Annotated in this window: 23 protein-coding genes; 7 read left to right on the forward strand and 16 right to left on the reverse strand. The window is 69.6% G+C overall.

Going from position 1 to position 23,908, the window contains the following annotated elements:
- Positions 1–73 precede the first annotated feature (73 nt).
- The 3 genes from AB0B50_RS16245 (at position 74) to AB0B50_RS16255 (ending at position 3,649) form a co-directional block, all read left to right on the forward strand.
- Positions 74–1,672, forward strand: coding sequence for an MFS transporter (locus tag AB0B50_RS16245; protein ID WP_362331145.1), 1,599 nt, complete (start codon positions 74–76; stop codon positions 1,670–1,672).
- An 87-nt stretch (positions 1,673–1,759) separates the two neighbouring features.
- The gene (locus AB0B50_RS16250; RefSeq protein ID WP_362331658.1) at positions 1,760–2,380 is read left to right on the forward strand and encodes a TetR/AcrR family transcriptional regulator; all 621 of its coding nucleotides are present in this window, start codon (positions 1,760–1,762) and stop codon (positions 2,378–2,380) included.
- A 240-nt stretch (positions 2,381–2,620) separates the two neighbouring features.
- A complete protein-coding gene (locus AB0B50_RS16255; RefSeq protein ID WP_362331148.1) occupies positions 2,621–3,649 on the forward strand; it encodes an endonuclease/exonuclease/phosphatase family protein in 1,029 nt (342 codons plus the stop codon).
- A 373-nt stretch (positions 3,650–4,022) separates the two neighbouring features.
- On the opposite strand, the gene AB0B50_RS16260 is transcribed toward AB0B50_RS16255, so the two are convergent.
- The 6 genes from AB0B50_RS16260 to AB0B50_RS16285 form a co-directional block, all read right to left on the reverse strand.
- Positions 4,023–4,280, reverse strand: a complete 258-nt coding sequence (locus AB0B50_RS16260; protein WP_362331151.1) for a hypothetical protein — start codon at positions 4,278–4,280, stop codon at positions 4,023–4,025.
- Complete coding sequence (locus AB0B50_RS16265; RefSeq protein WP_362331154.1) at positions 4,234–5,013, reverse strand: hypothetical protein; 780 nt, start codon at positions 5,011–5,013, stop codon at positions 4,234–4,236. The genes AB0B50_RS16260 and AB0B50_RS16265 overlap by 47 nt, the downstream gene beginning before the upstream one ends.
- A 26-nt stretch (positions 5,014–5,039) precedes the next feature.
- The gene (locus tag AB0B50_RS16270) at positions 5,040–5,204 is read right to left on the reverse strand and encodes a hypothetical protein (protein ID WP_362331157.1); all 165 of its coding nucleotides are present in this window, start codon (positions 5,202–5,204) and stop codon (positions 5,040–5,042) included.
- Positions 5,205–5,403: 199 nt separating this feature from the next.
- Positions 5,404–7,530 (reverse strand): bifunctional DNA primase/polymerase, encoded by a 2,127-nt coding sequence (locus tag AB0B50_RS16275; protein WP_362331160.1) that lies wholly within the window; start codon positions 7,528–7,530, stop codon positions 5,404–5,406.
- Positions 7,523–7,672: a hypothetical protein gene (locus tag AB0B50_RS16280; RefSeq protein WP_362331163.1), complete on the reverse strand. Its 150-nt coding sequence runs from the start codon at positions 7,670–7,672 to the stop codon at positions 7,523–7,525. The genes AB0B50_RS16275 and AB0B50_RS16280 overlap by 8 nt, the downstream gene beginning before the upstream one ends.
- A gap of 117 nt (positions 7,673–7,789) precedes the next feature.
- Positions 7,790–7,972, reverse strand: coding sequence for a hypothetical protein (locus tag AB0B50_RS16285; protein WP_362331165.1), 183 nt, complete (start codon positions 7,970–7,972; stop codon positions 7,790–7,792).
- A 266-nt stretch (positions 7,973–8,238) separates the two neighbouring features.
- On the opposite strand from AB0B50_RS16285, the gene AB0B50_RS16290 reads away from it, so the two are divergent.
- From AB0B50_RS16290 to AB0B50_RS16300, 3 genes are all read left to right on the forward strand, one after another.
- Positions 8,239–9,087, forward strand: a complete 849-nt coding sequence (locus tag AB0B50_RS16290; RefSeq protein WP_362331168.1) for a helix-turn-helix domain-containing protein — start codon at positions 8,239–8,241, stop codon at positions 9,085–9,087.
- Positions 9,084–9,425 (forward strand): hypothetical protein, encoded by a 342-nt coding sequence (locus tag AB0B50_RS16295; RefSeq protein WP_362331171.1) that lies wholly within the window; start codon positions 9,084–9,086, stop codon positions 9,423–9,425. Before AB0B50_RS16290 ends, AB0B50_RS16295 begins: the two co-directional genes overlap by 4 nt.
- Before the next feature lie 876 nt (positions 9,426–10,301).
- A complete protein-coding gene (locus AB0B50_RS16300; RefSeq protein ID WP_362331174.1) occupies positions 10,302–10,883 on the forward strand; it encodes an XRE family transcriptional regulator in 582 nt (193 codons plus the stop codon).
- Positions 10,884–11,029: 146 nt separating this feature from the next.
- Here AB0B50_RS16300 and AB0B50_RS16305 read toward each other — a convergent pair whose 3' ends face one another.
- From AB0B50_RS16305 to AB0B50_RS16335, 7 genes are all read right to left on the reverse strand, one after another.
- Entirely contained in the window at positions 11,030–13,156 is a 2,127-nt protein-coding gene (locus AB0B50_RS16305) for a hypothetical protein (protein WP_362331176.1), read from the reverse strand.
- Positions 13,153–14,823: a hypothetical protein gene (locus AB0B50_RS16310; protein ID WP_362331179.1), complete on the reverse strand. Its 1,671-nt coding sequence runs from the start codon at positions 14,821–14,823 to the stop codon at positions 13,153–13,155. Before AB0B50_RS16310 ends, AB0B50_RS16305 begins: the two co-directional genes overlap by 4 nt.
- Positions 14,820–14,993 (reverse strand): hydrophobic protein, encoded by a 174-nt coding sequence (locus AB0B50_RS16315; RefSeq protein WP_362331181.1) that lies wholly within the window; start codon positions 14,991–14,993, stop codon positions 14,820–14,822. Before AB0B50_RS16315 ends, AB0B50_RS16310 begins: the two co-directional genes overlap by 4 nt.
- Positions 14,990–15,907, reverse strand: a complete 918-nt coding sequence (locus AB0B50_RS16320; RefSeq protein ID WP_362331184.1) for a hypothetical protein — start codon at positions 15,905–15,907, stop codon at positions 14,990–14,992. Before AB0B50_RS16320 ends, AB0B50_RS16315 begins: the two co-directional genes overlap by 4 nt.
- Complete coding sequence (locus AB0B50_RS16325) at positions 15,904–16,098, reverse strand: hypothetical protein (RefSeq protein WP_362331187.1); 195 nt, start codon at positions 16,096–16,098, stop codon at positions 15,904–15,906. The genes AB0B50_RS16320 and AB0B50_RS16325 overlap by 4 nt, the downstream gene beginning before the upstream one ends.
- A gap of 69 nt (positions 16,099–16,167) precedes the next feature.
- The gene (locus AB0B50_RS16330) at positions 16,168–16,488 is read right to left on the reverse strand and encodes a hypothetical protein (RefSeq protein ID WP_362331190.1); all 321 of its coding nucleotides are present in this window, start codon (positions 16,486–16,488) and stop codon (positions 16,168–16,170) included.
- A 394-nt stretch (positions 16,489–16,882) separates the two neighbouring features.
- Positions 16,883–18,442, reverse strand: coding sequence for a recombinase family protein (locus AB0B50_RS16335; RefSeq protein ID WP_362331193.1), 1,560 nt, complete (start codon positions 18,440–18,442; stop codon positions 16,883–16,885).
- On the opposite strand from AB0B50_RS16335, the gene AB0B50_RS16340 reads away from it, so the two are divergent.
- Entirely contained in the window at positions 18,441–19,673 is a 1,233-nt protein-coding gene (locus tag AB0B50_RS16340; protein WP_362331196.1) for an MFS transporter, read from the forward strand. The genes AB0B50_RS16335 and AB0B50_RS16340 overlap by 2 nt on opposite strands.
- Before the next feature lie 62 nt (positions 19,674–19,735).
- On the opposite strand, the gene AB0B50_RS16345 is transcribed toward AB0B50_RS16340, so the two are convergent.
- From AB0B50_RS16345 to AB0B50_RS16355, 3 genes are all read right to left on the reverse strand, one after another.
- Positions 19,736–21,496 carry an NAD+ synthase gene (locus AB0B50_RS16345; RefSeq protein WP_362331199.1) on the reverse strand — a complete coding sequence of 587 codons (1,761 nt, stop codon included), beginning with the start codon at positions 21,494–21,496 and terminating at the stop codon, positions 19,736–19,738.
- Between the two features lie 93 nt (positions 21,497–21,589).
- The gene (locus tag AB0B50_RS16350) at positions 21,590–23,269 is read right to left on the reverse strand and encodes a multicopper oxidase family protein (protein ID WP_362331202.1); all 1,680 of its coding nucleotides are present in this window, start codon (positions 23,267–23,269) and stop codon (positions 21,590–21,592) included.
- A 141-nt stretch (positions 23,270–23,410) separates the two neighbouring features.
- Entirely contained in the window at positions 23,411–23,845 is a 435-nt protein-coding gene (locus AB0B50_RS16355; protein WP_362331205.1) for a hypothetical protein, read from the reverse strand.
- Between the last annotated feature and the right edge of the window lie 63 nt (positions 23,846–23,908).

Raw genomic sequence — 23,908 nt, forward strand, 5'->3', positions numbered from 1 at the left:
CAGGCACGGCCCTTGGGTAAAGCCTTTCCAATACGAGACGGTCTCGTATCGAAATTGGTCTACGCTGAACGGCATGTCATCCCCTGCCATACCCACCCCTTCTCGCATCCCGGAAGCCGTTCACCGGCGCCGCTGGGCGATCCTCGGGGTGCTCATGCTCAGCCTGCTGATCGTGGTGCTCGACAACTCGATCCTGAACGTCGCGATCAAGACGATCTCCACGCCCGAACCCACCGGCCTCGGCGCCACCCAGAGCGAGCTCGAGTGGGCGATCAACTCCTACACGCTCGTCTTCGCCGGCCTGCTGTTCACCGCGGGTCTGCTCGGCGACCGGCTCGGCCGCAAGAAGGTCCTGCTCGCGGGGCTCGTCGTCTTCGGCCTCGGCTCGGCGCTCGCCGCGGAGTCGGGCTCACCCGTCGAACTCATCGCGTTCCGCGCGGTGATGGGCCTCGGCGCGGCCTTCGTGATGCCCGCCACCCTCGCCATCCTCATGAACGTCTTCGAGCGCGAGGAGCAGCCCAAGGCCATCGGCATCTGGGCGGGCGGCGTCGGCCTCGCCATCGCGATCGGCCCCATCACCGGCGGTGTGCTGCTCGACCACTTCTGGTGGGGCTCGGTCTTCCTCATCAACGTGCCGATCGTGATCGTCGCCGTCGCGCTGATGATCTGGCTGGTGCCCGACTCCCGCGACCCCAAGCCGGGCCGGATCGACCTCTTCGGCGTCGCGCTCTCCGTTATCGGCCTCGTCCTGCTCGTCTACGGCATCATCAAGGGCGGCCAGCTCGCCGACTTCACCGACGCGGCCGTCCTCGGCACCATCGCCGCCGGTCTCGCCGTCCTCGCCGGCTTCGTGCTGTACGAGAAGCGCAGCGACCACCCGTCCATCGACATCACGTACTTCAAGAACCGCGTCTTCTCCGCGGCGATCTGCGCCATCGCGCTCGTCTTCTTCGCGCTGATGGGCGTGACCTTCTTCGCCGTCTTCTACACCCAGAGCGTGCGCGGCTACACGCCGCTGCAGACCGGCCTGCTGATGCTGCCGCTCGCCGTGGCCCAGCTGGTCTTCGCGCCGCGCGCCCGCCTCGTCGTCGACCGCTTCGGCGTCCGTGCCGTGTGCACCGGCGGACTGCTCCTGGTGATGGCGACCCTGGCGGCCTTCACGATCTTCGAAGCCGATACGCCGATCTGGCTCCTGGAGGTCGTCTTCTTCCTGATGGGCACCGGCATGGCGCACATCATGACGCCCACCAGCGTCGTGATCATGCAGGCCCTGCCCCGCGAGAAGGCCGGCTCCGCCTCCGCGCTCAGCAACACCTTCCGGCAGGTCGGCGGCGCCCTCGGCATCGCGGTCCTCGGCTCGGTGCTCTCCACGGCCTACCGCGGCGGCGTCGAGGACGAGCTCGCCGTGCTGCCCGAAGGGGCGCGGCACACCGCGGGCGAGTCCATCGAGGCGACCCTGGGCGTGGCCGCGAAGCTCGGCCCCAAGGGCGAGCCCCTGGTCTCCGCGGCCAACGACTCCTTCCTGCACGCCATGCACGTCACGGCGCTGTGCGGCGCGGGCGTCGCCGTCATCGGCGCGGTGATCGTCTTCCTGTTCCTGCCGGGACGTACGCCCGCACAGCCGGGACCCGAGGAGAAGGAGGCCGAGCCGGTGGGTGCCGCCGGGAGCTGAGAGAGAATCGGCCGGGCAGCCGCAGCGGAGAGAGGGAGACGAGACGACGTGATCCACAAGGGCGTGCGCACCCGGGGCGACGGTGGCATCGCGAACGGCGCGTCGACCGCGAGGGGCGGCCGCGGTCGCCCCAGGAGCGAGGCCGTGGAGCAGGCCATCATCGAGGGCGTGGTGCGCCTCCTTGAGGACGGCGTCCCGCTCACCGAGCTCTCCATCGAGCGCATCGCCCGCACCGCCGGCGTCGGCAAGGCCACCATCTACCGGCGCTGGGACGGCAAGGAGGCCCTCTTCGTCGACGTCCTGCGCGTCTTCGAGGAACCCGACCCCGAGCTGCCCGGCACCTCCATGCGCGACGACCTCGTCTGCCTCCTTGAGGGCCTGCGCCGACGCGGCCTGAACATGCGCTCCTCGGCCCTGCTGCACAACGTCTTCGCGCAGATGAAGGCCCTGCCCAAGCTGTGGGAGGCGTACCACTCCACGGTCGTCGAACCCCGCCGCCGCACCACCTACGACGTGCTGCGGCGGGGTGTGGCGGGCGGCGAGCTGCGCGCGGACGTCGACATCGAGACGGCCAACGACCTCCTCGTCGGGCCCATGCTGCTGCGCACGGTCATGCGGCCCGACGCCTCGCTCGACGACGGCCTCGCGGAGCGCATCGTCGACACCGTCCTGGAGGGGCTGCGGCCCGCCGACCGAAGCGGTACGTGACCCGGCGCGGCCGGGGCCTGCCCGGGGTTGCCGGGAGGGTTGTACGAAAGCCGCGCCGGGTTATGCGCATTTCGTCACAGAGGACGTTCTCGACCGCAGATCAGGAACCTGCCGCGCCGTGCCGTTCGTCCTGGTGCCTGTACGGCCGTCGCGGACGGCAGGGACGACACCCGATCATCGCCTAGGGTTTCCAGGGGCGGGACAGACGGTGTGCACGGCAGGCAGTGAGGCGACGAGAGCATGGCGCAGGCGTATATGACGGAGACGGACAGCGGCGGCTCGGGGCCCGAGCGGCCGGGGTCCCGGTTCCGACGCCTGCTCGACGGGTGGCGGGGCGACCCCGGCATCTGGCGGCGGGGTCTGGTCACCGCGGGCATCGCCGTCTTCATCGCGCTGGTGATGATCTTCCACGCGCAGATCCCGAACAACGTCGGCAACCTCGGCAGCCTGACCGAGACCTTCCTGCCCTGGCTCGGCCTCTTCGTCCCGGTGCTGCTCGTCGTCGCCCTGGTCCGCAAGTCCGCCAGCGCGCTGATCGCCCTGCTGCTGCCCGTGATCGTCTGGGTCAACTCGTTCGGCGGCCTGATCACCGACAAGTCGGGCACCGGCGGCGACCTGACCGTGGCCACGCACAACGTCAACGCGGACAACCCCGACCCGACCGGCACCGCCCAGGACGTCGCGGCCTCCGGCGCCGACGTGATCGCCCTCGAGGAGCTCACCGCGGAGGCCGTCCCCACGTACGAGAAGGCCCTCTCCGGCCAGTACAAGTACCACTCGGTGCAGGGCACGGTCGGCCTGTGGAGCAAGTACCCGCTGAGCGGCACCAAGCCCGTCGACATCAAGCTGGGCTGGACGCGCGCGATGCGGACGACGGTCGCCACCCCCAAGGGCGAGGTCGCCGTCTACGTCGCGCACCTGCCGTCGGTGCGCGTGAAGCTCGACGCGGGCTTCACCGCCAACCAGCGCGACGAGAGCGCAGACGCGCTCGGCGAGGCGATCGCCGACGAGAAGATCGGCAAGGTCGTCCTGCTCGGCGACCTCAACGGCACGATGAACGACCGCGCCCTGAACGCGGTCACCTCCCAGCTGCGGTCCACGCAGGGCGCGGCGGGCAACGGCTTCGGCTTCAGCTGGCCCGCGTCGTTCCCGATGGCCCGCATCGACCAGATCATGGTCAAGGGCGTCGAGCCGGTCTCCTCCTGGACGCTGCCGGAGACGGCCAGCGACCATCTGCCGATCGCGGCACGGGTCGACCTCTCCTCGTAACGCACGCGTCGTCCGCTGTTGCCCCCACGGAATATCCGGGGCGAGAGGCTGCGTTCCGCACGTAGAATTGTGGGTTCCGCTTCTCGCCGGCCCGTCCCCGCCCCGGCCCGTCCCCGCCCCGGCCCGTCCCCGTTCCGTGGAAGGTACTTCGTCATGCCCCTGGCCCTGCTCGCCCTCGCCGTGGGCGCCTTCGGCATCGGTACGACCGAGGTAGTAACTCGCGGCTGGGTATACGGAGCGTAACCGGGAGGGATCAAGGGACGTGCAGGTCAGAGCGATATCGCTTTGCAAAGCGGGGGCAGAGTCGGAAGCTGCTCCGATCATGGGGTTCAACTACAGCCTGTAGCCGGAAGCGTTGTCGATTCGTTACCGCTCAGTCGCGCCCCCACGGCAAGATCACCCGCGTGAGCGCGTAGCTGCCCAGCCGCGCGCGGAGTTCGGGCGGCCACGTCTTGATCGCTTCAGCATCTTGATCGACTTCGTCAGGGACGATTCTGCGCTCCGGCCGTGCCGTCGTGTCCCGCGCACGCCGCAGCGAACCGCGCAACCGCTGCACCTCAGCGCGCGCGCCTGGCTGCCCAGGATCAGCCGCGATCTCCCGCAACCTGCGCTTGATCTTCTTCGGATCCATCGTCGCTGTCCTCTCGCAGTACCCCCGGGAATTCATCCTCAAGTGCCGACAGCGCGGCCATCACCGCGCCCACGCCGTCCTGTTGGGGCTCGGCCGGTCCCGGCGGCCCACCGCGTGGCGCGGGGGCGTCAGCGCCGCCCTCAGCGCTTCCGGGAGGCAGGGCGAGCATCGGACGCGGCGGCGCGGGCACGGGTCCGTCGTCATACCCCTCGGCCGAGATGTGCGCCTGCGCCCGCATGAGGGTCCACTCCCTCAGGTCCGCCCGGAACGGCGCGGGAAGATCACCGGGAAGCGCATCCATCAGGTCATCGAGCGTGCTCAAGATCGTCGCGGTGACCAGCTCGGCGGTGAGATCGAGGTTCGCCTCCGCTCGCACTGTGATCGACTGTGCCGCGTCGGCGCCCCTCAGCTTCCGGCGGGATTCATTGATCCGCGCGCAGGTGGTGATCGCACGGCTCCGGGCGTCGGTGTCCTTGGCCGTGAGCACGGACCGGTACGCCTTCGCGTACAGATCCTGAAGCTCGTCCTCACGCTCCTGCACGTACTGCTCTGCGGGCGGGGTGACCCGTTCGGCCACCAGCTCCGAGATGATCTCGTTCACGCGCGGCTGGCTGAGTCCGACCGCGTTCCCGATCTGCCGTTCGGTCAAGCCCGCCAGCTTGAGCTCGAAGATCCTCGCATTGCGCTCGGCGTGCTGCGCGGCGTTCGCCCGGTGCTGCGGAGGTGCTCCCATGATCTATCGCCTTTCAGTGATCGGACTCATGATCGGCTGGCTTCCCTGATCACCAAATGATCAAGGTGCTCAGCGCAGCCCTCCGGGCACCCGACGCACGGGGTGCCGCAGTCGGAGCAGACGGCTTCCGCACGCATCGCGTCGGCCCTTGCCAGGTTGAGCAGCTCCTCAAAGCTGATCTCTTCGGACATCGATTCAGTCCCTCTCTTGTGGATCTCTTCCGACAGGGGGTGCACGTTTCCCCCCCTATAAGGGGGGTGGAAACCGTGCACCTAGGCGCCGTGCACCCCCGTACACCCAGCCGTGCACCCTCTGATCTGCACATCCCTTGATCGGCGTGCACCCCCTGTGCCGACCGTGCAGGTACACGGCGATCAAGCACCCGTGCACCTACCCGTGCACCCCCTCGCGCGCCTTTCCGGTGATCGTCCGGACTGCGGCGCTCACGCGGTAGGTGGCCGGTCCCTGGGCACCGGTCCCGCCCGGAGTCTTGAGCAGCTTCCCCGCCCGCACGAGGGCGTCGAGCTTCCTGACGGCCTTGGCCTTCTGCGCGGGGGTCGGCTTCTGGGTGTCGAACAGCGCGCCCGCAGCCTGGTGCGCGGTGATCCCTTCCTCCCCCGACGCGGACGCAAGGCCGATCAGGTCCGCCCTCTCCTGGCGGGAGGACGTTCCGGCGTCGTGGTCGTGGACCACATCGAACGGGCCGATCTCGTTCATGGGCTGCTTGAGGTGACGGAGCCGGACCACCGGATCACCGGCTTCGCCCCACAGCAGCACGACGGAACCCGCACCTGAGGTGAGCCAGACCGACCCGTACACACCGGCCAGATCATCGGGGGAGCCCCCGCCCGGACCGCGCTTGGTCAGGTGGTGCAGTTCCAGTACCTCAATGCCGTCGGCCAGCGCCTTCTGGCGGGCGCGGTTGTACCCCGCTCCGACGCTGTCCTCCGACAGGCCGACAGCCGCATCCTTGAGGCTGTCGACCACAACCGTGTCTGCCTGTGCTGCCTGACACATCTGGGTCAGGACATCGGGGTTCTGTGCCAGGTCCGCCGGGGGCGGCCCCATGTGGATGACCAGGTGCTCATCGAGGTATGCGGGGTCGTCCTTACCGAAGATCCGGTTGCCTGCCCGGCGGGTCTGCGCGGGCCGGTCCATGGCCAGCAGGAGCACCCGCTTGCCGGTCCGTACCGGGTAGCCGAGGACGTTGTCCTGAAGGCCGATGCGCGCCCGGATGATCTGGTGCGCGAGCGTGGTTTTGCCCGTGCCCTGCGGCGCGGTGATCATCAGTGCTTCACCCTCTGGCCAGAGCACGTCACCGCCCGTGCCCCAGATGGACGGCGGGGTCTCGGGGACCTCCGTGAAGAAGGCGCCCCCGCCCAGGCTGAGTCGGCTCCGCTCCGAAGCCACGGCGTCCGGCCGCAGGTTCTCTATGAACGCCTTGATGCCGGGCGACAGTTGGGCGTCATCGAGCGCATGACCATGGGGGTAGTTCGCCTTCGCCCATGCCCACTTGGCGTCAGCGTCGGCGCGTGTCCAGGGCGTCCGGCGCGGATCATTCGTGAACGCGTCCGCCACCTTGCGGACCATCATCCGGCCCGCACGGTCCGAGAGGCCCATACCGCGTGCGGACGCTGCCGCGTCTGCCAGCCAACGATCTTGATGCCCGACCGGAACGGCGCCCGGTGTGGTGGCGGTATCCCAGTCGTAGGGATCGTCATCCGTGCGGGAGATATCCAGCACGAGGGCTGACGCTGCGCTCCCGCTTGCCGTCTCTGCCCCGTTCACTGTCCGCGTGGCCGATCCCTCCGACACGAGGAGTCCGGCCAGCCAGGCGGGCGGGGGGAGAGGCGCACAATCCGTCTCGATCACGTACGGCCCCTTCCCCGAGACCGACGGGGGCGCCACGATCTGACCGCCCTCTCCCCGGATGTCGATGCCGGAGTACGCCTCTCCGAGCGCGGCCGTCTTCGACTTGACCGTGAGGCCGTCCGGGATCGTGAACAGGTAGTGCCGTCCGCCGGATCCGGTGCGGTGGCGCCGGGTGTCCGGCAGGCGGCCGTACTTCGCTTCCAGCCTCGCGAGCGAGTCCGCGCCGCCGTGGTCGGGGTCGATGTCGAGCACCCACAGACCGGAGCTGCGTCCGGTCGCGATCCCGATGTTGGCCTCCGGCATCTCGGCCCACCATCGCGCGATCTGCTCAAGGTCAGCCGTGGCCTGCTTCGTCCACGCGCTCTCGACTGGATGTTTGCCCGCACTGGGACAGGGCGGCATCCAGGATGCTTCACGGCAGGAGCAGGAATTCTGTGCATTGATCCAGTGCACCGGCAGCACGCGCCAGCCGCGTCCGGCATATTCCGCTGCGGCGTATGCGGTCGCGTCCGAATTACCCGCATCCTCACGACCTGTTATGACGCGGCGGTCGCGGGTACCGTTGTTCTCAGATTCGGTCTGCCGTCCGGTCGTCAGGCGCCCTCCTGGAGTAGTGGCCGGGAGGGTTTCCTTTTGATCATGCATGCCGCACGCCCCCTCGGGGGGCGGCGAGCAACGCGGCCAGCTTGTCTCGCTGCTCATCGGAAAGCGGCGGCGCCTGTTCGACGATTCGCTTCACGTATGCGGCGAGATCTTCGGCCGGGATCTTCGGGTTTTCGGCGGCCATCGCAGGCCCTTTCTGGTGTTGACCCGCGCGTTGCCTCCCTTCCTTGGTCTGTCCTGCGGTGTGGCCTCAGGGGCGCGGGGTTCCTGCGGCCGGGCGGTTCGGTTGTGTGCTCGGGTGTTACGCGGTCTCGCGCTCCCGGGCTTCCAGCGCCTCGACGAGCAGGCGGCGGGCCATCCCGGCTATGGAGCGGTCCTCGCTGGCGGCCATGTCCTTGATCTTCTTCGCGTGTTCACCCGACAAGAGGACCCAGAGGGTCCGGCCGTTCTTCACGGTGGGCGGTCGCCCTACACGCGCTCCCATGTATGCCTCCCAAATCGGGTACCGGGATATCCGGCTACCGGTCCCCACCGTAAGGGCAATCCGCGAATTCTCCTAGTGATAACGGGGCCGAATGGGAAGATTTCTCGGTATCACCTTGAAGGAATTATCTGGATCGGTTTAATTCCCGGGTATTCATGTAAAGGGGAACGCGCCCCGGGAGATCACCGGCCGAAGGGAGACACCGGGGCGCGTCCGCTTTACACGCTACCGTGTGTTTATAAACCGGAGCCCCCGAGGAGCCCTCCATGCCAGAAGCACGGACACTTTCCGTCGCTCAAGCCGCTGATCGTCTAGGAATGAGCACGGTTTCTGTGTATTCAATGATCGCGAACGGGCGGCTCCCGCGTGTGCCCATGGCCTCCAAGGCGCGGGTCCACGTCGCCGACGTGGACCGCGTCGCGGAGGAGCGGCGGACCGAAGCGCGGCGCAGGGTCCTCAATGAGGAAGGCTATGCGGGGCAAATCCGTGATGTCCTGCATCCCCCCGTGCCGGAAACGATCACCCTCGCGGACGGCCGCGTTCAGGCGCGCGACCTCCGGGAGACGGTGCGCATCGCCCAACTCCCGCGCGGTCGGGAGGCATTGAAGATCGTCCTTCACGGGTACCAGGACGCGGTAGCGATCTTCGGCAAGAACGTCCTTACCGCTGCCGCGCTCGCGGGTGACGCGTGCGCGTGGTGCTATGCCATCGCCGACGCCCGCGTTCATGAACTCCCCGAGCCGCAGGACTCGCCCGCGCTGCGCGTCCTGCTCGGGGAGCCGTGCCCGCGCGATCTCGTGCGGTGGGCAGCCGATGACGCGGAACGCCGCCTCGCGATGGTCAAGCTCAAGGAAGGAGAACATGCCGCACGGCGGGAGGCCGAACGGCAGCGGCTCCGTGCCGAGTTCAGCGTGGCCAGTCTGGCGGCCCGTACCGCCGCCTCACGGCTCGCGAGCACACGGGCGCGGCTGGCGGTCGTCGACCCCGCTTCCGTCGCGCTGGCGGCATCCTCGGCAGGCGGGCCGACCGGACCGGGATCACTGCGCTGCGGGTGCACGGCTGATCGTTACTGCCTCGCGCACGCGGAACTTTTCGGCACCAGGACGCGCACATGAACGACAACCGCGAACTGATCGCGTACGCCCGCGAGATGATCGCCGAAGTCCGCGCGCTGGCCGATGAAACGATCACGTTGGTCGCCGAACAAGTGGCGCAGGAGACAGGCGAACAGATCGTTGCCCGGCATCCGGGGATCATGGATGCCCGTTTCGGTGATCTCACCCGCATGGGCGATCAGGCGCGTGCCTATCGTGAGGCCCTGCGGATCATCCGGCAGTGGCTTCTGCCCAGTGATCAGCGACGCCTCGGGGACCTGCTCAAGGTCGTCCCGCCGGACGTCGCCGAAGAGATCACCACGCACCTTCGAGCTGCGGGGGTCCTCCCAGAAGGCTGATCACCCCAGCCGGCTCGGGGGTAACACGGCGATCACGCGTGGCGTGCTGTCCGGTGTGTCTACCGCAGCCGCTCCGCTACCTCGCACCGCCAGCCGTAGCAGCGAAGATCCAGGAATTCGCCAGGACGGATCCTAAGCGTGACTCGTGCCCCCGGAGGGCGATCCACCCCGGGGGCACGAGTCCGTAAGTCCGGTCCGGCGGTCACCAGGGAGGCACCGACGGGCACTTGGGCGCGCAGGCCCAAAGATCGGTTTCTTCGCCGCTGTAGGGATGCGGAACCGAACCGATCAATCGGTCGCCATACAGCCTGACCCCGCAGAGCGCGCAGGCCCATCCCCGGAGCTGATCACCGTTCAACTTCGCCGGGTCCGGCAGCGCGTCGGTCGGCGTGCTCACCGCGCGGCCCGCTTCCGGCGGCAGTCCGGACACGAGCAGCGCGGGAACCGCGTGACCCCCTCGGCCTCCAGTGCGCCCGTGCCCGTGATCTTCTTCGTTCCCGTGTCATGAGTGATGGTGCCGTGCCGGTCGACCCTGTAAACCCGCATGGTCATTTGCCCCGTGGTCCCACTGTCCTGCTCATCGCGCGTGTCCATGCCTCAAATCGTCGGGCGCCCGTGAGGACGTAGCTGACCCCCGTTTACGAACAGTTGGAACGGCTTGGCGCTAGTGTGAAGAACGCCCAAATGTCGAGGGGAGGACCCTTGAACACTGCCTTGAGGTCCGCTATGGATGCGGCCGGACTTCCGCCCCGGCGGCTGGCCGTAAGGGTCGGGGTCACTGGCAAGACCGTTGAAAGATGGCTGGCCAACGCCGACCTGGTACCGCACGCACGCAACAGGCAAGACGCCGCCCAGGCGCTGGGAGTTGACGAGGAAATGATCTGGCCCAAGGCCGTCCGGAACCGGATCAAGACGGGTGGGGACCTGGAGATCGTCCACTCGTATCCGTACCGGTCCGCCTGCCCGTCGACCGTGTGGGCCGACCTGGTCGGCGGAGCCACCGAGGACATCTTCCTTGCGGGGTACACCAATTACTTCTTCTGGACCCAGCTCGCCGCCTTCCCGGAGACCCTGCGCCGGAAGGCCGACGCCGGATGCCGGATCCGCTTCCTGCTCGGTGATCCGGCGGGCGAGGTGACGCGGTCGCGCGAGGTCATCGAGGACGTCGCCCTGAGCGTCTCCACGCGCGTGCAGATGTCCCTTGAGGCCCTGGACCGCATGGGGCCTGTGGCCGGGGTGGAAGCCCGCTACAGCGCCCCGGAGGACGCCGCCTCGCACGTCGCCCTCTCCGTCTTCCGCTTCGACGATCAGGCCATGGTCACACCGCATCTCGCGCGGCTGGTCGGCCACGACAGCCCCCTTCTGCACCTGCACCGCCGGGGCGAGGGCGGCATGTTCGACCGCTTCCGCGATCATGCTGAGGAGCTGTGGAGCCGGGGCGTACCGATCCCGTCCTGACGTAACAGACGGTCACCATCTACCGGTAAATTGAGCGTTTACCGGTAGATGGTGACCGTCGCTTGGGGCTGTCATGGGGCTTGAACAGGTCTTATGCCTTACCGGTAAGTTACCGGTAAGCCGCTACCGGTAAGTCTGCCCGGTAGCTAAGCGTGACTCTTGTGGATGTACACGGAGTGCGGGCCGTTCGAAACGTAGGCCAGTTCTCCCCGTTCCACGTACGCCTTGAGTGCTGCCCGGACGGTTGCCCTCGACTTGCCCGTGCGGGCTTCCAGGTCGCTTGTGCGGAGCCCCGCCGGACCCGCCTGCCGGACCGCCTCCACCGCGTCCGCTACCCAGTCCGCTGGTGCGGGCGGACGGGTTTCCACCCCAGTGTCGGGACCGAGGATCTCCCTCAGTGCATCGGTCACCCAGTCCGCCGCCGGATCATCATCATCCGCCTCGGTCCTGGCGTACCTCAGATTGAGGCCGGACGGCGCCGGATCCGTCCGGACGGGTGCCGGATCCGGATCCCCGGATCCGCCGTCCGGATCTCCGGATCCGGACGGATCCGGATCCGCGTCCGGGGTCCGCCACAGCCATCCGGCCCGCTCCTCGCTCCACCTCTCCGCGTAGTCCGGACCTGCCGCACGGGCGGACACCGCATCCAGATGCGGGCGGCGTGCGTTGGTCGCCAGGGTCACCTTCGCGGCCAGACTCGGTGCCGTACGCCAGCCCTTGAAGCCCGTGGGCGCGAAGCCTTCCGGCGTGGCCGAACCGATCACCCCGGCACCGCGCGCGGTGAGCTGCGTCGTGTCCACCTTGGCGTTGGGGAAGATCTTCATGGTGTTGTTTCCGGACCCTTCCGCAGCCGTGAGGGCCACGCCGACGGGCGAGAATTTCCGGACCTCGGTGTCGCCGATCGCAGAAGTATTTCCGTCCAGGGCGGTGAGGACCAGCCGCTCACCCATGGCACGCGTGGTGCGCATGAACTTCTTCACCGCACGCTGGAGTTCACCCATGACCGGATGGTCTTTCCGGGTGCCGGTCAGCAGCTCCGCGCCCTCGTCCAGCACGATCATGATCTGCGGAAGTTCCGGTCCGATCGGCAACAGAGTAGTGTCCTGCCGGGTCATCTGATCTTGATACGCGGCCTGCCGCGCTGCGTTGATCCGCAGTGCCGCACGGAGCATCCGCAGGGCTTCGTCCGGGTCCCCGGCGAGCCAGTCGACGCCGGGGCGGGTGTCCGTCGGGGGGCGCTCGCAGCCGTGCATGGGCTTCATGCGTCCCTGGGCTTCCAGCCACGAACGCACCCAGGGGCGGCCCACCGCGCCCGCCTTCAGGTCGATGACCCAAGTGACGACGTCCGTACAGCGGGAGAACCCGGCGAGCACGACGTCAAGGAACGTGCTCTTGCCCGACCCCGGCGGGCCAAGCACGATCGCACACGCTTCCCGGAGGAACACATCGGCGGTGCGCGCGTCGGCGAGCAGTCCCCAAGGAATGCCTGTCAGGACCGACAGCGGCCCGAAGTCCTCGGGGTACGGGGTGTCCTCGGCAAGGACGTTGCGCCGCATCACGTCGAGTACAACCTTGCCCTGCCGGGCTCCCTCTTCGACCTGCACGAGACAGCCCAGCGGCAGTTTCGCGTCGGCGGCCAGTTCGCGGGAGACGGCCGCGATCTTCCGCCAGGTGACCGCTCCTGCGGGCAAGTCGGCCTCCAGGGACAGGCCATGGCCGGACCCCCAGAACTCAACGGCGGTGACCTCGACGGTGATCCCGGCGACCCGCTCGATACGGCTCTCCCACTCGGCCGCGATCCGGGCGCGCTCGCGGTCCATGTGCCTGTGCCTGCGCAGGTCTTCGGCCGCCTCCTCGTGTATGGCCGCCGACCGGGCGAGGGTGCCGATGGCCACGCTGACAGCGGCCAGTGAACCAGCGGCGAGCCAGGACAGCGGACCGGTGGCCAGCGCCCACGAGCACCAGCTACCGGCGGACAGCCAGGACACCGCACGCGTCCACCCCGTACGCAACGTGAGCCGCCGGGCGACGGTGCGGCCGATGCCGTCCCCGACCACCCCCGCCACGCCGACGGCGAGCGGGATCAGAGGCGGCATGCCGCTCGCCGCACCTACCAGGGCGGTGGCGTACGCGCCCGTACAGGCCGACAGCGGGCCGGACACGGGCCCGTGAGGGGCGGCCCAGTCGAGCGGTCGGGCCGGACGCGGGGCGCGAGCAGCACGCGGGGCGGGCTGCTCGGCCGCAGGCTTCGTGTTCTCCAGGTTCAGGGTCATTCGTTGTTCCCGATGTCCCACTTGGCCTCGGATTGCGGACCGTTGCGGGGGTTCTCGTGACGATCGATGTCCGCCTCTTGCACCTGGCGGAAGGTCTTGAAGGCGTCCTCCGCCTTGTCGACGGCCGAAGTGAGCGATCCATGAATCTCATTCAGCGATTCGCCGACCTTCGGGTCGAACGGCATCTCACTGTCGGACTTCTCGGCGAGGATCCTGAACACCTCGGCCACGGACTGAAGTGCTTCGGGAAGTTCTTCGAGGAAGGCGAGAACATCCAGGGCGCCGTTCGGGTCGTATGCCCGGGCGTCATTCTCCATGTCTTCGGCATGGTCCTTGAAGCTGAAAGTACTTGGTCCGCTGTTGCCTTGGCCCATGGTCGGGCCTCCCTTCGGTGTGGACGTGCGGGGGATGATGACCGGTGCGGTACGCGGGGCGCGCTGCACCTTGTCCTTGACCTGCCGTTCGGGCCGGGTGGCGTCGTCGTACCGGGCGCGGGCGGCGGCCCGTCGCTTCGCCCTCCGGTCGCGCAAACGGTCGGCGAGCCGGTCGGCGAGCCGGTGCAGCCGTACGCGGCGCAGTGCTCTGGTGACCACACGCCCGCCCCGGCAGCGGCGATTGGCGCGCCGCAGCTCCCGGCGCATCTCGCGCCGGGCGGGGCGGGTGCGGCGCTGCTCGGTGGCGCGCTCGCGCCGGGCGCCCCGGCGGGCGTCCTGTGCGGCCCTGGCCCGGTCCCGTATCCGGTCCCGGCGGGTGGCGTCCGGACGGGTCCGGCCCGCTCCGGACGCGGGCCTGCGCCCCTGACCTCCGGGGCGCTGCCCAGCGGGCCTGCGTCCCTGCCCTCCGGGGCCTTTCCAGGCGCCCCCGCCGGGCCGGTAGATCCCTGCCCCGGGCTTGTCCTGCCCCGCCTTGGGCCTGTCCTGCCCGGTCCGGGGCTTGCCTCCCGCCTGTCCCCTGCCGGGTGCCTGCCGGGGTGCCTGCCGCTTCTGGTTGCGGTCGGCGTCCCGGGCGTTGCGGCGGGCAGCCGTGAGACCGTCCCGGCGGGCGCTGCGGGTGGGCGCCTCGGCGGCCTTCTGCTTGCGCAGTGCGCGGACGGCCGCGATTTTTCCGGCTCCGGGCAGGGAGCCCTTGCGCTCGGCCCCTTTCGGGGTGGATGGCTTGCCCGTACTACCCCCCTGCGGCTTCTGTGCGGGCTTCTGCGGCGCCTTGGGGGCGGCCTTGGGGGTCGGCCTCCCCCCACCTGTCGGGGAGGGCTTAGGCGCCGATTTCGGTGCCGCCTTGGGGGTCTGCTTCTGAACAGGCTTGGGCGCTGCCTTGGGAGCAGGCGGCGCAGGCCTTTGAACGGACTTGGGCGTCGGCTTGGGCGCTGCCTTCGGGGCCGGTTTGGGTGCAGGCGGTGCAGGCTTCGGAACCGGCTTCGGAACCGGCTTGGCCGGGGGCTGCGCGGGCCTGCGGGGAGCGGGCTTCGGCTTCGCCTGCGGGGGAGCGTCCTTCTGCGCCGCCTTCGCGGCCATCCCCGCCGCGAGCAGGCCGACCACAGCCAGGGCGACCGGCGCACCTATCGTCAGGGCGATGGCGGCCAGCGCACCAACGGCCACGTTCGCGGAATTGACCATCAGGGGGACGGCGGGGATGCCGCCGTCCCGGTGGTTGAGCTGAGTGTCCGTCACGAGAACACTCCGGTGACGGTGTGGATGATCTGGCTGATCGGCCCTGCGGCCGTGGTCCCGGCGGTGAGGAAACCGAGGATGAAGAACAGCGCAGCCATCCACCACGGCACCGAACGGGCCGACAGGAGCGCGACGGCGACAGCGATCACGACGAACAGGATCGGGATCACGCGTAGCCCCCTTCAGCGCGGACGGTCCGGACGTGCCGCCGGACGGTCTCCGGGTTCGCGTCGGGCAGGGCACGGATGATCTCTGCCGGGTCCGTGGTGCCGTTCTCGTATAGAATCCGGACGCGCTGCTTGGTGGATCCCGGAGCGGTCCGGGGCTGTCCGGCCTCCCGGGCGTCAGCCGCCTTCGCGATCTGCTCGCGGGCCCTGTCCGCCTGCTCCTGCCCGACCCGTTCCAGTTCTTCGCGGTCGGTGTCCGCCGTGCTCGCCGCTACCTCAAGGCGGACCGGGCGGGCGGCCTCCAGGGAACGGCGGACCGCGTCGGTGGCGGCGTCGGTGCGCATCACCTGCCGGTCGACGGAGGCGAAGGCCAGGCTCACGGATGCTTTCGAGCGGCGGTCCATCAGGTCGTCCCGGTCGATGTCGTTCAGCGTGACCTGGATGTGCTTCATGATTGCGAGCCACAAGATCTTCGCGACCCCGGACACGACCGCACCGACCACCGCGTACCGGAGATCCGGCCAGGCGTGCCAGAAGATCGCGCCCATTGTGACGGCGAGCAGGCCCCAGCCGAGAACCAGCGGGAACGTCCGCTTGTCCGGGTCGTAACGGCTCTTCCATTCGAGGATGAGAGCGGTGCCCCAGGACAGGTCGAAGACAGCTGCGGCCAGGTATCCGATGCCGCCGTGGAGGAGGGAGCCGATGGACCAGGTGCTCCACGCCACGGCCACCAGGGTCAGAGCGAGCACCATGCCGACGGCGATACGGGTGCTGATCAGGTCCCAGTCGAGCGGCGGGACCGGTACGGGGTCGAACTCGGTCGTGCGCGTGGTCGGAAACTGCGTCCCGTCGGGGCGGTCGACCCAGACGGTTTCCCTGACGGGTTCGGGAGCCTTGGGTGTGCGGCGGAACATCATGCACCGCCCTCCTCGGTCAGGGAGGACAGGGAGGCGTACTCACCGCGTACGGAGCGCGCGTGAGCGGCGGCGGTGCGGATTTCATCGATCCGGCGCTGGATCGCCTGGCGGTCGAGGGCCGCGAATACGTCATCGCGTCCGAGCAGTGCATGACGGGACCGGTCGGCGGATAGGTCTTGGATCACGGTCATCGACTCCAGTCAGTCGTTGATCACAGGCGGCCGTCCGGGGGGCATCCCGGGCGGTCGCCGCTTGTGGGATCAGTCGGTGCGGCTCACGTGCAGCCGGTCGAGTTCGTTGATCAGCTCGGTGACCGCTTCGGCCGACCGGGCGCGGTCGCGGAACCCGCCGTCCAGCAGGGCGTTGATCTCCTCCAGCCGGGCGGGGCTCAGCGAGCCGTCCGGCTCCAGCGCGGCGGCCCGGTCGTCCGCCGCGCGGGCGCGGGCTCGCAGCGCGGCGGCCTCCATCCGCAAGTACTCGGCGCGCAGGCGGCGTTCGCCCTCGGCATTCCCGGTACGTGCGGCGGTGGCGACCAGTGCGCGGACGCGGCGCATGTCGGCGGACTCACGGACGACGGGCACAGGCTCTCCTCTCCGGCACAGACGCCCCCGAACGACCAGAGACCAGGAGACGCAGCCGGTGGCTGCGATCCTGGTCTCTGGTCGTGCGTCTGTGGTCGCTGTACTCCTACCCATCGTGCTCCCGCACGAACACGTAGGGAAGACGGAGTCGAAAGATCGCCCTTGATGACTATGGTCATCACCAAAGATCTTGTGCACCTGCACCATGCGGCCGACGTGTGAAAGATCGTTCTTGAGTACCATGGGTATCAGCAAAGATCTTGTGAGTCTGCGTCATGTAGTTGACGTACTGATGGCTCTTGCCGCGCTTCTGGACTTCCTGATAGCAAGAGTCGAATGATCGCTCTTGTACACCATGGTGTACACCGAAGATCTTGTGTGTCTGCGTCATGGGTCAGGCGGCGGTCACCCAGTTCAGGCGGTCCTGTACGGCCTCGGAGGGAGAGTCCGCCACCCGCCGCACACGGACCTGTCCGAGCAGTTCGGGCGTGAGCAGGAGCGCGGCCACGGCCCGGCGGGCGGGCAGCTCGGTGGCCTTCCAGCGGGCGGCCACGGTCTCGGCCGCACCCTGCGGGAACAGGGTCTCCAGCGGGTTGGGCGCGGTGAGTCCGGACTCCCGGTCTGCCAGTTCCCTGATCTCGGTCTCCAGCTTCTCGATCTTGCGGCCGATCACCCGTGCCTCGGCGGGGGTCTCGGGGTCCTCGGCCTCGAACGCGGTGAGCGCGGCCCGCTTGCGGGCCAGCTGCGCGCGGACGACTCCGAGTTCGGCGCTGTCGTCGGCGCCCGTGCCGAACCTGCGGTCATAGCTGTCCGGGCGGGCGAGGTAGGCAAGGACGATCCGGGTCAGGAGGCTGTCCAGCTCCGCCTTCTCGCTCAGGCGGACGCAGCCCTTGTCGCGGCAGGCGTAGACCTGCTCTCCCTCGGCGGACAGGTGCTTGGTCACGGTGATGGGACCACCGCAGACGTCGCAGCGGATCGTCATCGTGTACTCGTGCTTGGCCCCACCGCCGGGGTTGGTGCGCCGCTGCGGGTCGCTGAGGATGATCTGCACCTCGTGGAACAGGGTCACGAAGTCCTCGGGCGTCATGGGGGAGCCGTCGAAGTCGGCGATCACGGGCCACGCCGCATCGATCTCGCCGATCACGGTCTTCCGTCGCTTGCCGGTCTCCGGGTCCTCCACAGTGCGGGTGCGGACGCGCTTGCCGATGTAGCTGACCTTGCGGGCCATCTGGCTCAGTGACTGCGCGCTGAACGGCACGCTGTCCCGGCTCACGATGCCGCGCGCTGCCCAATCCGCCTCGATCGACACGAACGACCGGCCGTCGTGGAGCTTCACGAACAGGTCGATCACGTGCAGCGCTTCGGCGGGGTCGGGGAGCTGTGCCTCGGGACGCGTGACCAGGCGGCCTTTGGTGTTCCGGACCTTGCTGTATGTGCGCCGGAAGCCATACGGGATCAGGCCGTGCGGCTTGCCCTTCTCGGCATTGCGGTTCAGCGTCCGGGTCACGCGCTCACTCGTCTCCTCGCTGGCTGCGGCGGCCTTGAGGCTGTCCTCCTGGAGGGCATGCCGGTCACGCCACTGGTTCAGGTCGTAGAGGCGGCGGCTGGTGGTAATCAGGATCTTGACACCTGCGGCCTGGCACGCGTCGATCAAGTCCAGCCACTCGCGCGGCTTGCGTGATCCACGGCTGTTCTCCCACATCTGGAGGACGTCCGCACTGAACGTCCCGTCCCGCAGGTCGGCCATCAGCCGCACGAAGTCGTCGCGCTCCTTCGGGTTGAAGCGGGAGGCGGAGCCGACGTCCCGGTACGCGGTCCCGAGCGCGATGCCGAACTCCCCGGCAACGTCCGTGTTGTCCTCGTGCTGGTCCTCGTTGCTCCGCTCGAAGTCCGAGCGGTCGAAGCTGACGCGTAAGTACTCGCGGCCGGTGAACGTCGCGGTGTCCGTGATCATGGCCCCTCCCGAGGTGTCGTCCCTACGCCTTCAAGCATGCACCCAATCGCGAAGTACGACCGAGTTCGTGATGATGGGCCTGCTGCCCAACGTCGCGGACGACCTGCACATATCCATCCCCACCGCCGGACACCTCGTCTCGGCCTACGCCCTCGGCGTCGTGGTCGGCGCCCCGCTGCTCGCCGCCGTCACCGCGCGCCTGCCGCGCCGCCGCGTCCTGATCGGGCTCATGCTGCTGTTCGTGGCCGGCAACGCGCTCTCGGCCGCGGCCCCCGACTACCACCTCCTGATGGCCGCGCGCTTCCTCAGCGGGCTGCCGCACGGCGCCTTCTTCGGCGTCGGCGCGGTCGTCGCCACCGGGCTCGTCGGACCCGAGCGCAAGGCCCGCTCGGTCTCCCTGATGTTCCTCGGCCTGACCGTCGCCAACATCGTGGGCGTTCCCGTGGGTACGGCGATGGGGCAGCAGCTCGGCTGGCGCGCCACGTTCCTCGCGGTGAGCGCGATCGGCATCGCCGCCGTCGCCGCCCTCGCCCTCCTGGTCCCGGCCGACCACGGCGACGGCGACACGGTCGGGCTGCGCCGCGAACTGCGCGCGCTGCGCAGCGTCCCGGTGTGGCTCGCGCTCGGCACGACCGTCGCGGGCTTCGGGGCGCTGTTCTCGGCGTACAGCTACATCACGCCGATGCTGACGGACGCGGCGGGTTACACGGAATCCAGCGTCACGCTGCTCCTCGCGCTGTTCGGCGTCGGCGCGACGGCGGGCAACCTGCTGGGCGGCCGCCTCGCGGACCACTCCCTGCGGGGGACGCTGTTCGGCGGGCTCGCGGCGCTCGCGCTCGTCCTCGTGCTGTTCCCGCTGCTGATGGGCGCCGCGTGGAGCGCCGCGCTCGCGGTGGTGCTGCTCGGCACGGCGGCGTTCGTCACCGGGTCGCCGCTGCAGCTGATGGTCATGGAGAAGGCGTCGGCGGCGCCGTCCCTGGCCTCCTCCGCCAACCAGGCGGCGTTCAACCTCGCCAACGCGGGCGGCGCGTGGATCGGTGGCCTCGCCCTGGCGGCGGGCTTCGGCGTGACGTCCCCTGCGGTGGCGGGCGCGGGCCTCGCGGTCCTCGGCCTCGCGGTGGCGGGGGTGGCGTATCTGGTCGATCTGCGGCGTGCTCCGGTGGCGGGCGCGGAGCGGGTGGTCGCCAAGGGCTCACCGGAACGTGAACCGGCGGGGTACCGCGCCACGTAAGGGGCGCGGGGAACTGCGCGACCAGCCCTCACCGGCCCGCAGTTCATCACCGCACACGCACGTCAGGAAGACGCCGACTCCCGCCACCGATTCGTGATCGGAAGGCGCCGGTCCTTGCCGAACCCCTTCGCCGAGATCTTCGTGCCCGGCGGGTACTGCCGCCGCTTGTACTCCGCGGTGTCCACCATCCGCAGCGTCTTCGTGACCAGCTCCCTGTCGTAGCCCGCGGCCACGATCGCGTCCGCGCCCTGGTCACGGTCGACGTAGAGCTCCAGGATTCCGTCGAGGACGGGATAGTCCGGCAGGGAGTCCGTGTCGACCTGGTCGGGCCGCAGCTCCGCGCTCGGCGGCTTGCTGATGGAGTTCTCCGGGATCGGCGGCGTCTGCCCCCGCTCCTGCGCCGCGCGGTTGCGCCACTTCGCGAGCCGGAAGATCGAGGTCTTGTAGACGTCCTTGATCGGGCCGTAGGCGCCCACGGAGTCGCCGTACAGCGTCGAATAGCCCACCGCCAGCTCGGACTTGTTGCCCGGCGCGAGGACGATGTGCCCCTCCTGGTTGGAGATCGCCATCAGCATCGTGCCGCGCAGGCGCGACTGGAGGTTCTCCTCGGCGAGCCCGGTGAGCCCGAGCGAGCCCATGTACGCGTCGAACATCGGGGCGATCGGCACGGTACGGAAGTTGAGCCCCGTGCGCCGAGCCAGCTCCTCCGCGTCACCGATGGAGTGGTCGGAGGAGTAGCGGGAGGGCATGGCGACGCCGTACACGTTCTGCGCGCCGAGCGCGTCGCAGGCGATGGCGGCGGTGATCGCCGAGTCGATGCCGCCGGAGAGCCCGATCAGGACGCTGCTGAAGCCGTTCTTCGCGGCGTACGCGCGCAGGCCCACGACCAGCGCCGAGTACACCTCCTCGTCGTCGTCGAGGCGCTCCGCGTACCCACCGGCGAGCTCCGGCTCGTACGCGGGCAGGGGCTCCTCGGAGACCGTGACGTGCTCGATGCGCAGGCCGTCGTCCACGACGCCGGACGGCGGCTCGGGCGCGGCGGCCGGCAGCTCCAGGTCCAGGACCACGCAGCCCTCCGCGAACTGCGGGGCGCGCGCGATGACTTCGCCGTCCTTGTCGACGACGATCGAGTCGCCGTCGAAGACCAGCTCGTCCTGGCCGCCGATCATCGCGAGGTAGGCGGTGGTGCAGCCGGCCTCCTGGGCGCGCTTGCGCACGAGCTCCAGGCGCTGGTCGTCCTTGTTCTGCTCGTACGGCGAGGCGTTGATGGAGAGCAGCAGGCCCGCCCCGGCGCTGCGGGTCGCGGGGACGCGGCCGCCGTCCTGCCAGAGGTCCTCGCAGATGGCGAGCGCCACGTCGACGCCGTGCACCCGCACGATCGGCAGGGTCTCGCCCGGCACGAAGTAGCGGAACTCGTCGAAGACGCCGTAGTTGGGGAGGTGGTGCTTGGAGAAGGTCAGTGCGACCTCGCCGCGGTGCAGCACGGCGCCCGCGTTGCGCGGCGCACCCGCGGGCTGGCCGAACTTCGGCTTGGCCTCCTCGGTGCGGTCGAGATAGCCGACGACGACCGGCAGCTCGCCGAACCCTTCGTCCTTCAGCCGGGCGGCGAGCGCGCGCAGCGCGTCCCGCGAGGCCTGGACGAAGGACGACCGCAGGGCGAGGTCCTCGACGGGATACCCGGTCAGCGCCATCTCGGGGAACGCGACGAGATGCGCCCCCTGCTCAGCCGAGTGCCGGGTCCAGCGGACGACCGCCTCGGCGTTCTGGGCGAGATCGCCGACGGTCGAGTCGATCTGATTCAGGGCGAGGCGTAGTTGAGGCACGCGGCCCAGTGTAATCGTCAGAGCGACGCGATGCCCTCCGGGAGGGGTGTGGGGCGCCCCACGTGGGGCGCCCCGAACGGATTGCTCCCGCGGCTACCTGCGATAGCCGAGGACCGTCATCATGCCCGCCTCCGCGTGGTACACGTTGTGGCAGTGGATCATCCACAGGCCCGGGTTGTCCGCCTCGAAGTCCACCGTCAGCGTGCCGTTCGGCAGGATGATCGCGGTGTCCTTGCGGGGGCCGCCCACCACGTTCGCCAGGGCGAAGGTGTGGCCGTGGAGGTGGACGGGGTGCCACATCGAGGTCGAGTTGGCGAAGGTCAGCCGGACCCGCTCGCCCGCGCGGACGGGGTGGCGCTGACCGGGGGAGTAGGGCTTCTTGTCGAACGCCCAGTCGTACTTGGCCATGCCGCCCGTCAGCTGGATCCTGATCGTGCGGTCCGGCTTGCCCGCAGGCAGGGCGACCGACTCGTGCGCCTTCAGCTTGTCCGCCGTCAGGACGGAGCCCTTCAGCTCCTCGGGGCGGGTGGCCGCGGTCGGCGCCGCGCCGCCGCCCGTGCGGAGCACCGCGAGCGCCGCCGCCTTCTTGCCCTCGGCCAGCGCGGTCAGCGGGAAGACGCCGTCCTCGGCGGTGACCAGCACGTCGTACCGCTCGCCCATGCCGAGGAGCAGGGCGTCCGTCTTCCTGTGCGCCACGGGGAAGCCGTCGGAGTGCGTCACCGTCATCTCGTGGCCGCCGAGGGCCACGCGGAAGGCCGTGTCGCCGCCGGCGTTGATGATGCGCAGGCGGATGCGGTCCCCGGGGCGGGCGCGGAACTGCGAAGGGGCCTTCGCCGTACGCCCGTTGATGAGGTAGTGCGGGTAGGCGACGTCGCCCGCGTCACCGCCGAGCAGGTCGCTCCTGGCGCCCATCATCATCCGGGAGGGGCCCGACGGCTTCGGTGACGGTGCGGTCCGCGCCGCGGCGTGGGACATGTTCGACATGTCGTGGCCGCCGTGGTCCATGCCGCCCGACCCTTCGCCCCCTTCGCTGCCGCCGTCGCCGCCCATGTCGTGTCCGGCCATGCCCTTGCTCAGCTCGGCGAGCACGCCGTCCGGGGTCGAGCCGTCCACGCCGTCGACCCAGTCGTCGAGGACGATCACCCACTCCTTGTCGTACTTCAGCGGCTCCTTGGGGTCCTCGACGATCAAGGGGGCGTACAGACCGCGGTCCTGCTGGGTGCCGGAGTGCGGGTGGAACCAGTACGTCCCCGGGTCCGGGGCCGCGAAGCGGTAGGTGAAGTCCGCCCCGGGCTCGATGTTCTTCTGAGTGAGGCCGGGGACGCCGTCCATGTCGTTGCGCAGGGCGATGCCGTGCCAGTGCAGGGAGGTGGCCTGGGGGAGGTGGTTGGCGAGCGTGAGGGCGAGGGTGTCGCCGGCGGTGACGCGGACCTCCTTGCCGGGGAGGCGGTCGCCGTACGCCCACGTCTTCACCGTGGGGCCGCCCAGGTCGAGCCTGGTCTCCATGGCCATCAGCTTCACCTCGCGGACCCGGCCGCCCCGGCCGCGCTTCTTCTCGGCGGCCGCGACCTCCTTGCCCGCCGGGTCCACATAGCCCTCGGGGCCGGACGCGCCGCCCCCGCCGTGACCGCCGTGGCCGCCCGAGCCGCCGGATTCCGAGCCGGAACAGGCCGCCAGGATCCCGGTCCCGGCGACGGCGGCCGCCGCGCCGAGCAGGGCGCGGCGCGAGGGGGTGGACGGAGTTTTCGTACGCATGACTGCTTCATTGCGCATGGCTGAGTGACACCTCGTCATGGTGGTGCGTGTGCAGGTGGGCGCATCTGCTGCTTCTGGTACACCGCTCGACGCCCGTGGGTTCCCACCGGAACGGCACGAGATTGTGCGCGGGCAGCGCGAAGCAGCCGGTGCGCCGACCTATTGGCGCAGCACCGACAGACGGGTGAGCAGGGCGCGGGGCGGCGGAGGTTCCGGTCCCACGGAGTGCAGGAGCCGCCCGAGTCCGGGCGTGCGGGCGAGCGTTCCGCCCGGCCGCAGCGGACCGGCCCGCAGCAGCAGGACGAGAGTGAAGGCCCCGAGGACGGCCAGGCACACGGACAGCGGATCCATCGCCATCCCGCCGTGCGGCTCGGGGGCGGGTGCGGCCACGCTCATGACGCGGTCGCCGTGCGAGGGGCCGACTTCGCCGCGGTCGCTCTGCATCCGACTGTGCGCGGCGGACGGCCCGGTCTCGTGCCCGCTCTCGTGACCGCCCGAGGGATGCCCCAACGTATGCATGGTCACGATCCCGAAGAGCAGCGCGGCGAGCAGCGTCAACTGCCCGTATCCCGTGCGGCTCCTCGTTCTCGCCATGGGGCGAACCCTACCCCCGCCGGGTATTCGGCGACATGCGGGCCCCCGACGCTGCGACGATCA

Origin of the sequence: Streptomyces sp. NPDC041068 (genome assembly GCF_040647455.1) — a bacterium.
In the GTDB taxonomy this organism is placed as follows: Bacteria; Actinomycetota; Actinomycetes; order Streptomycetales; family Streptomycetaceae; genus Streptomyces.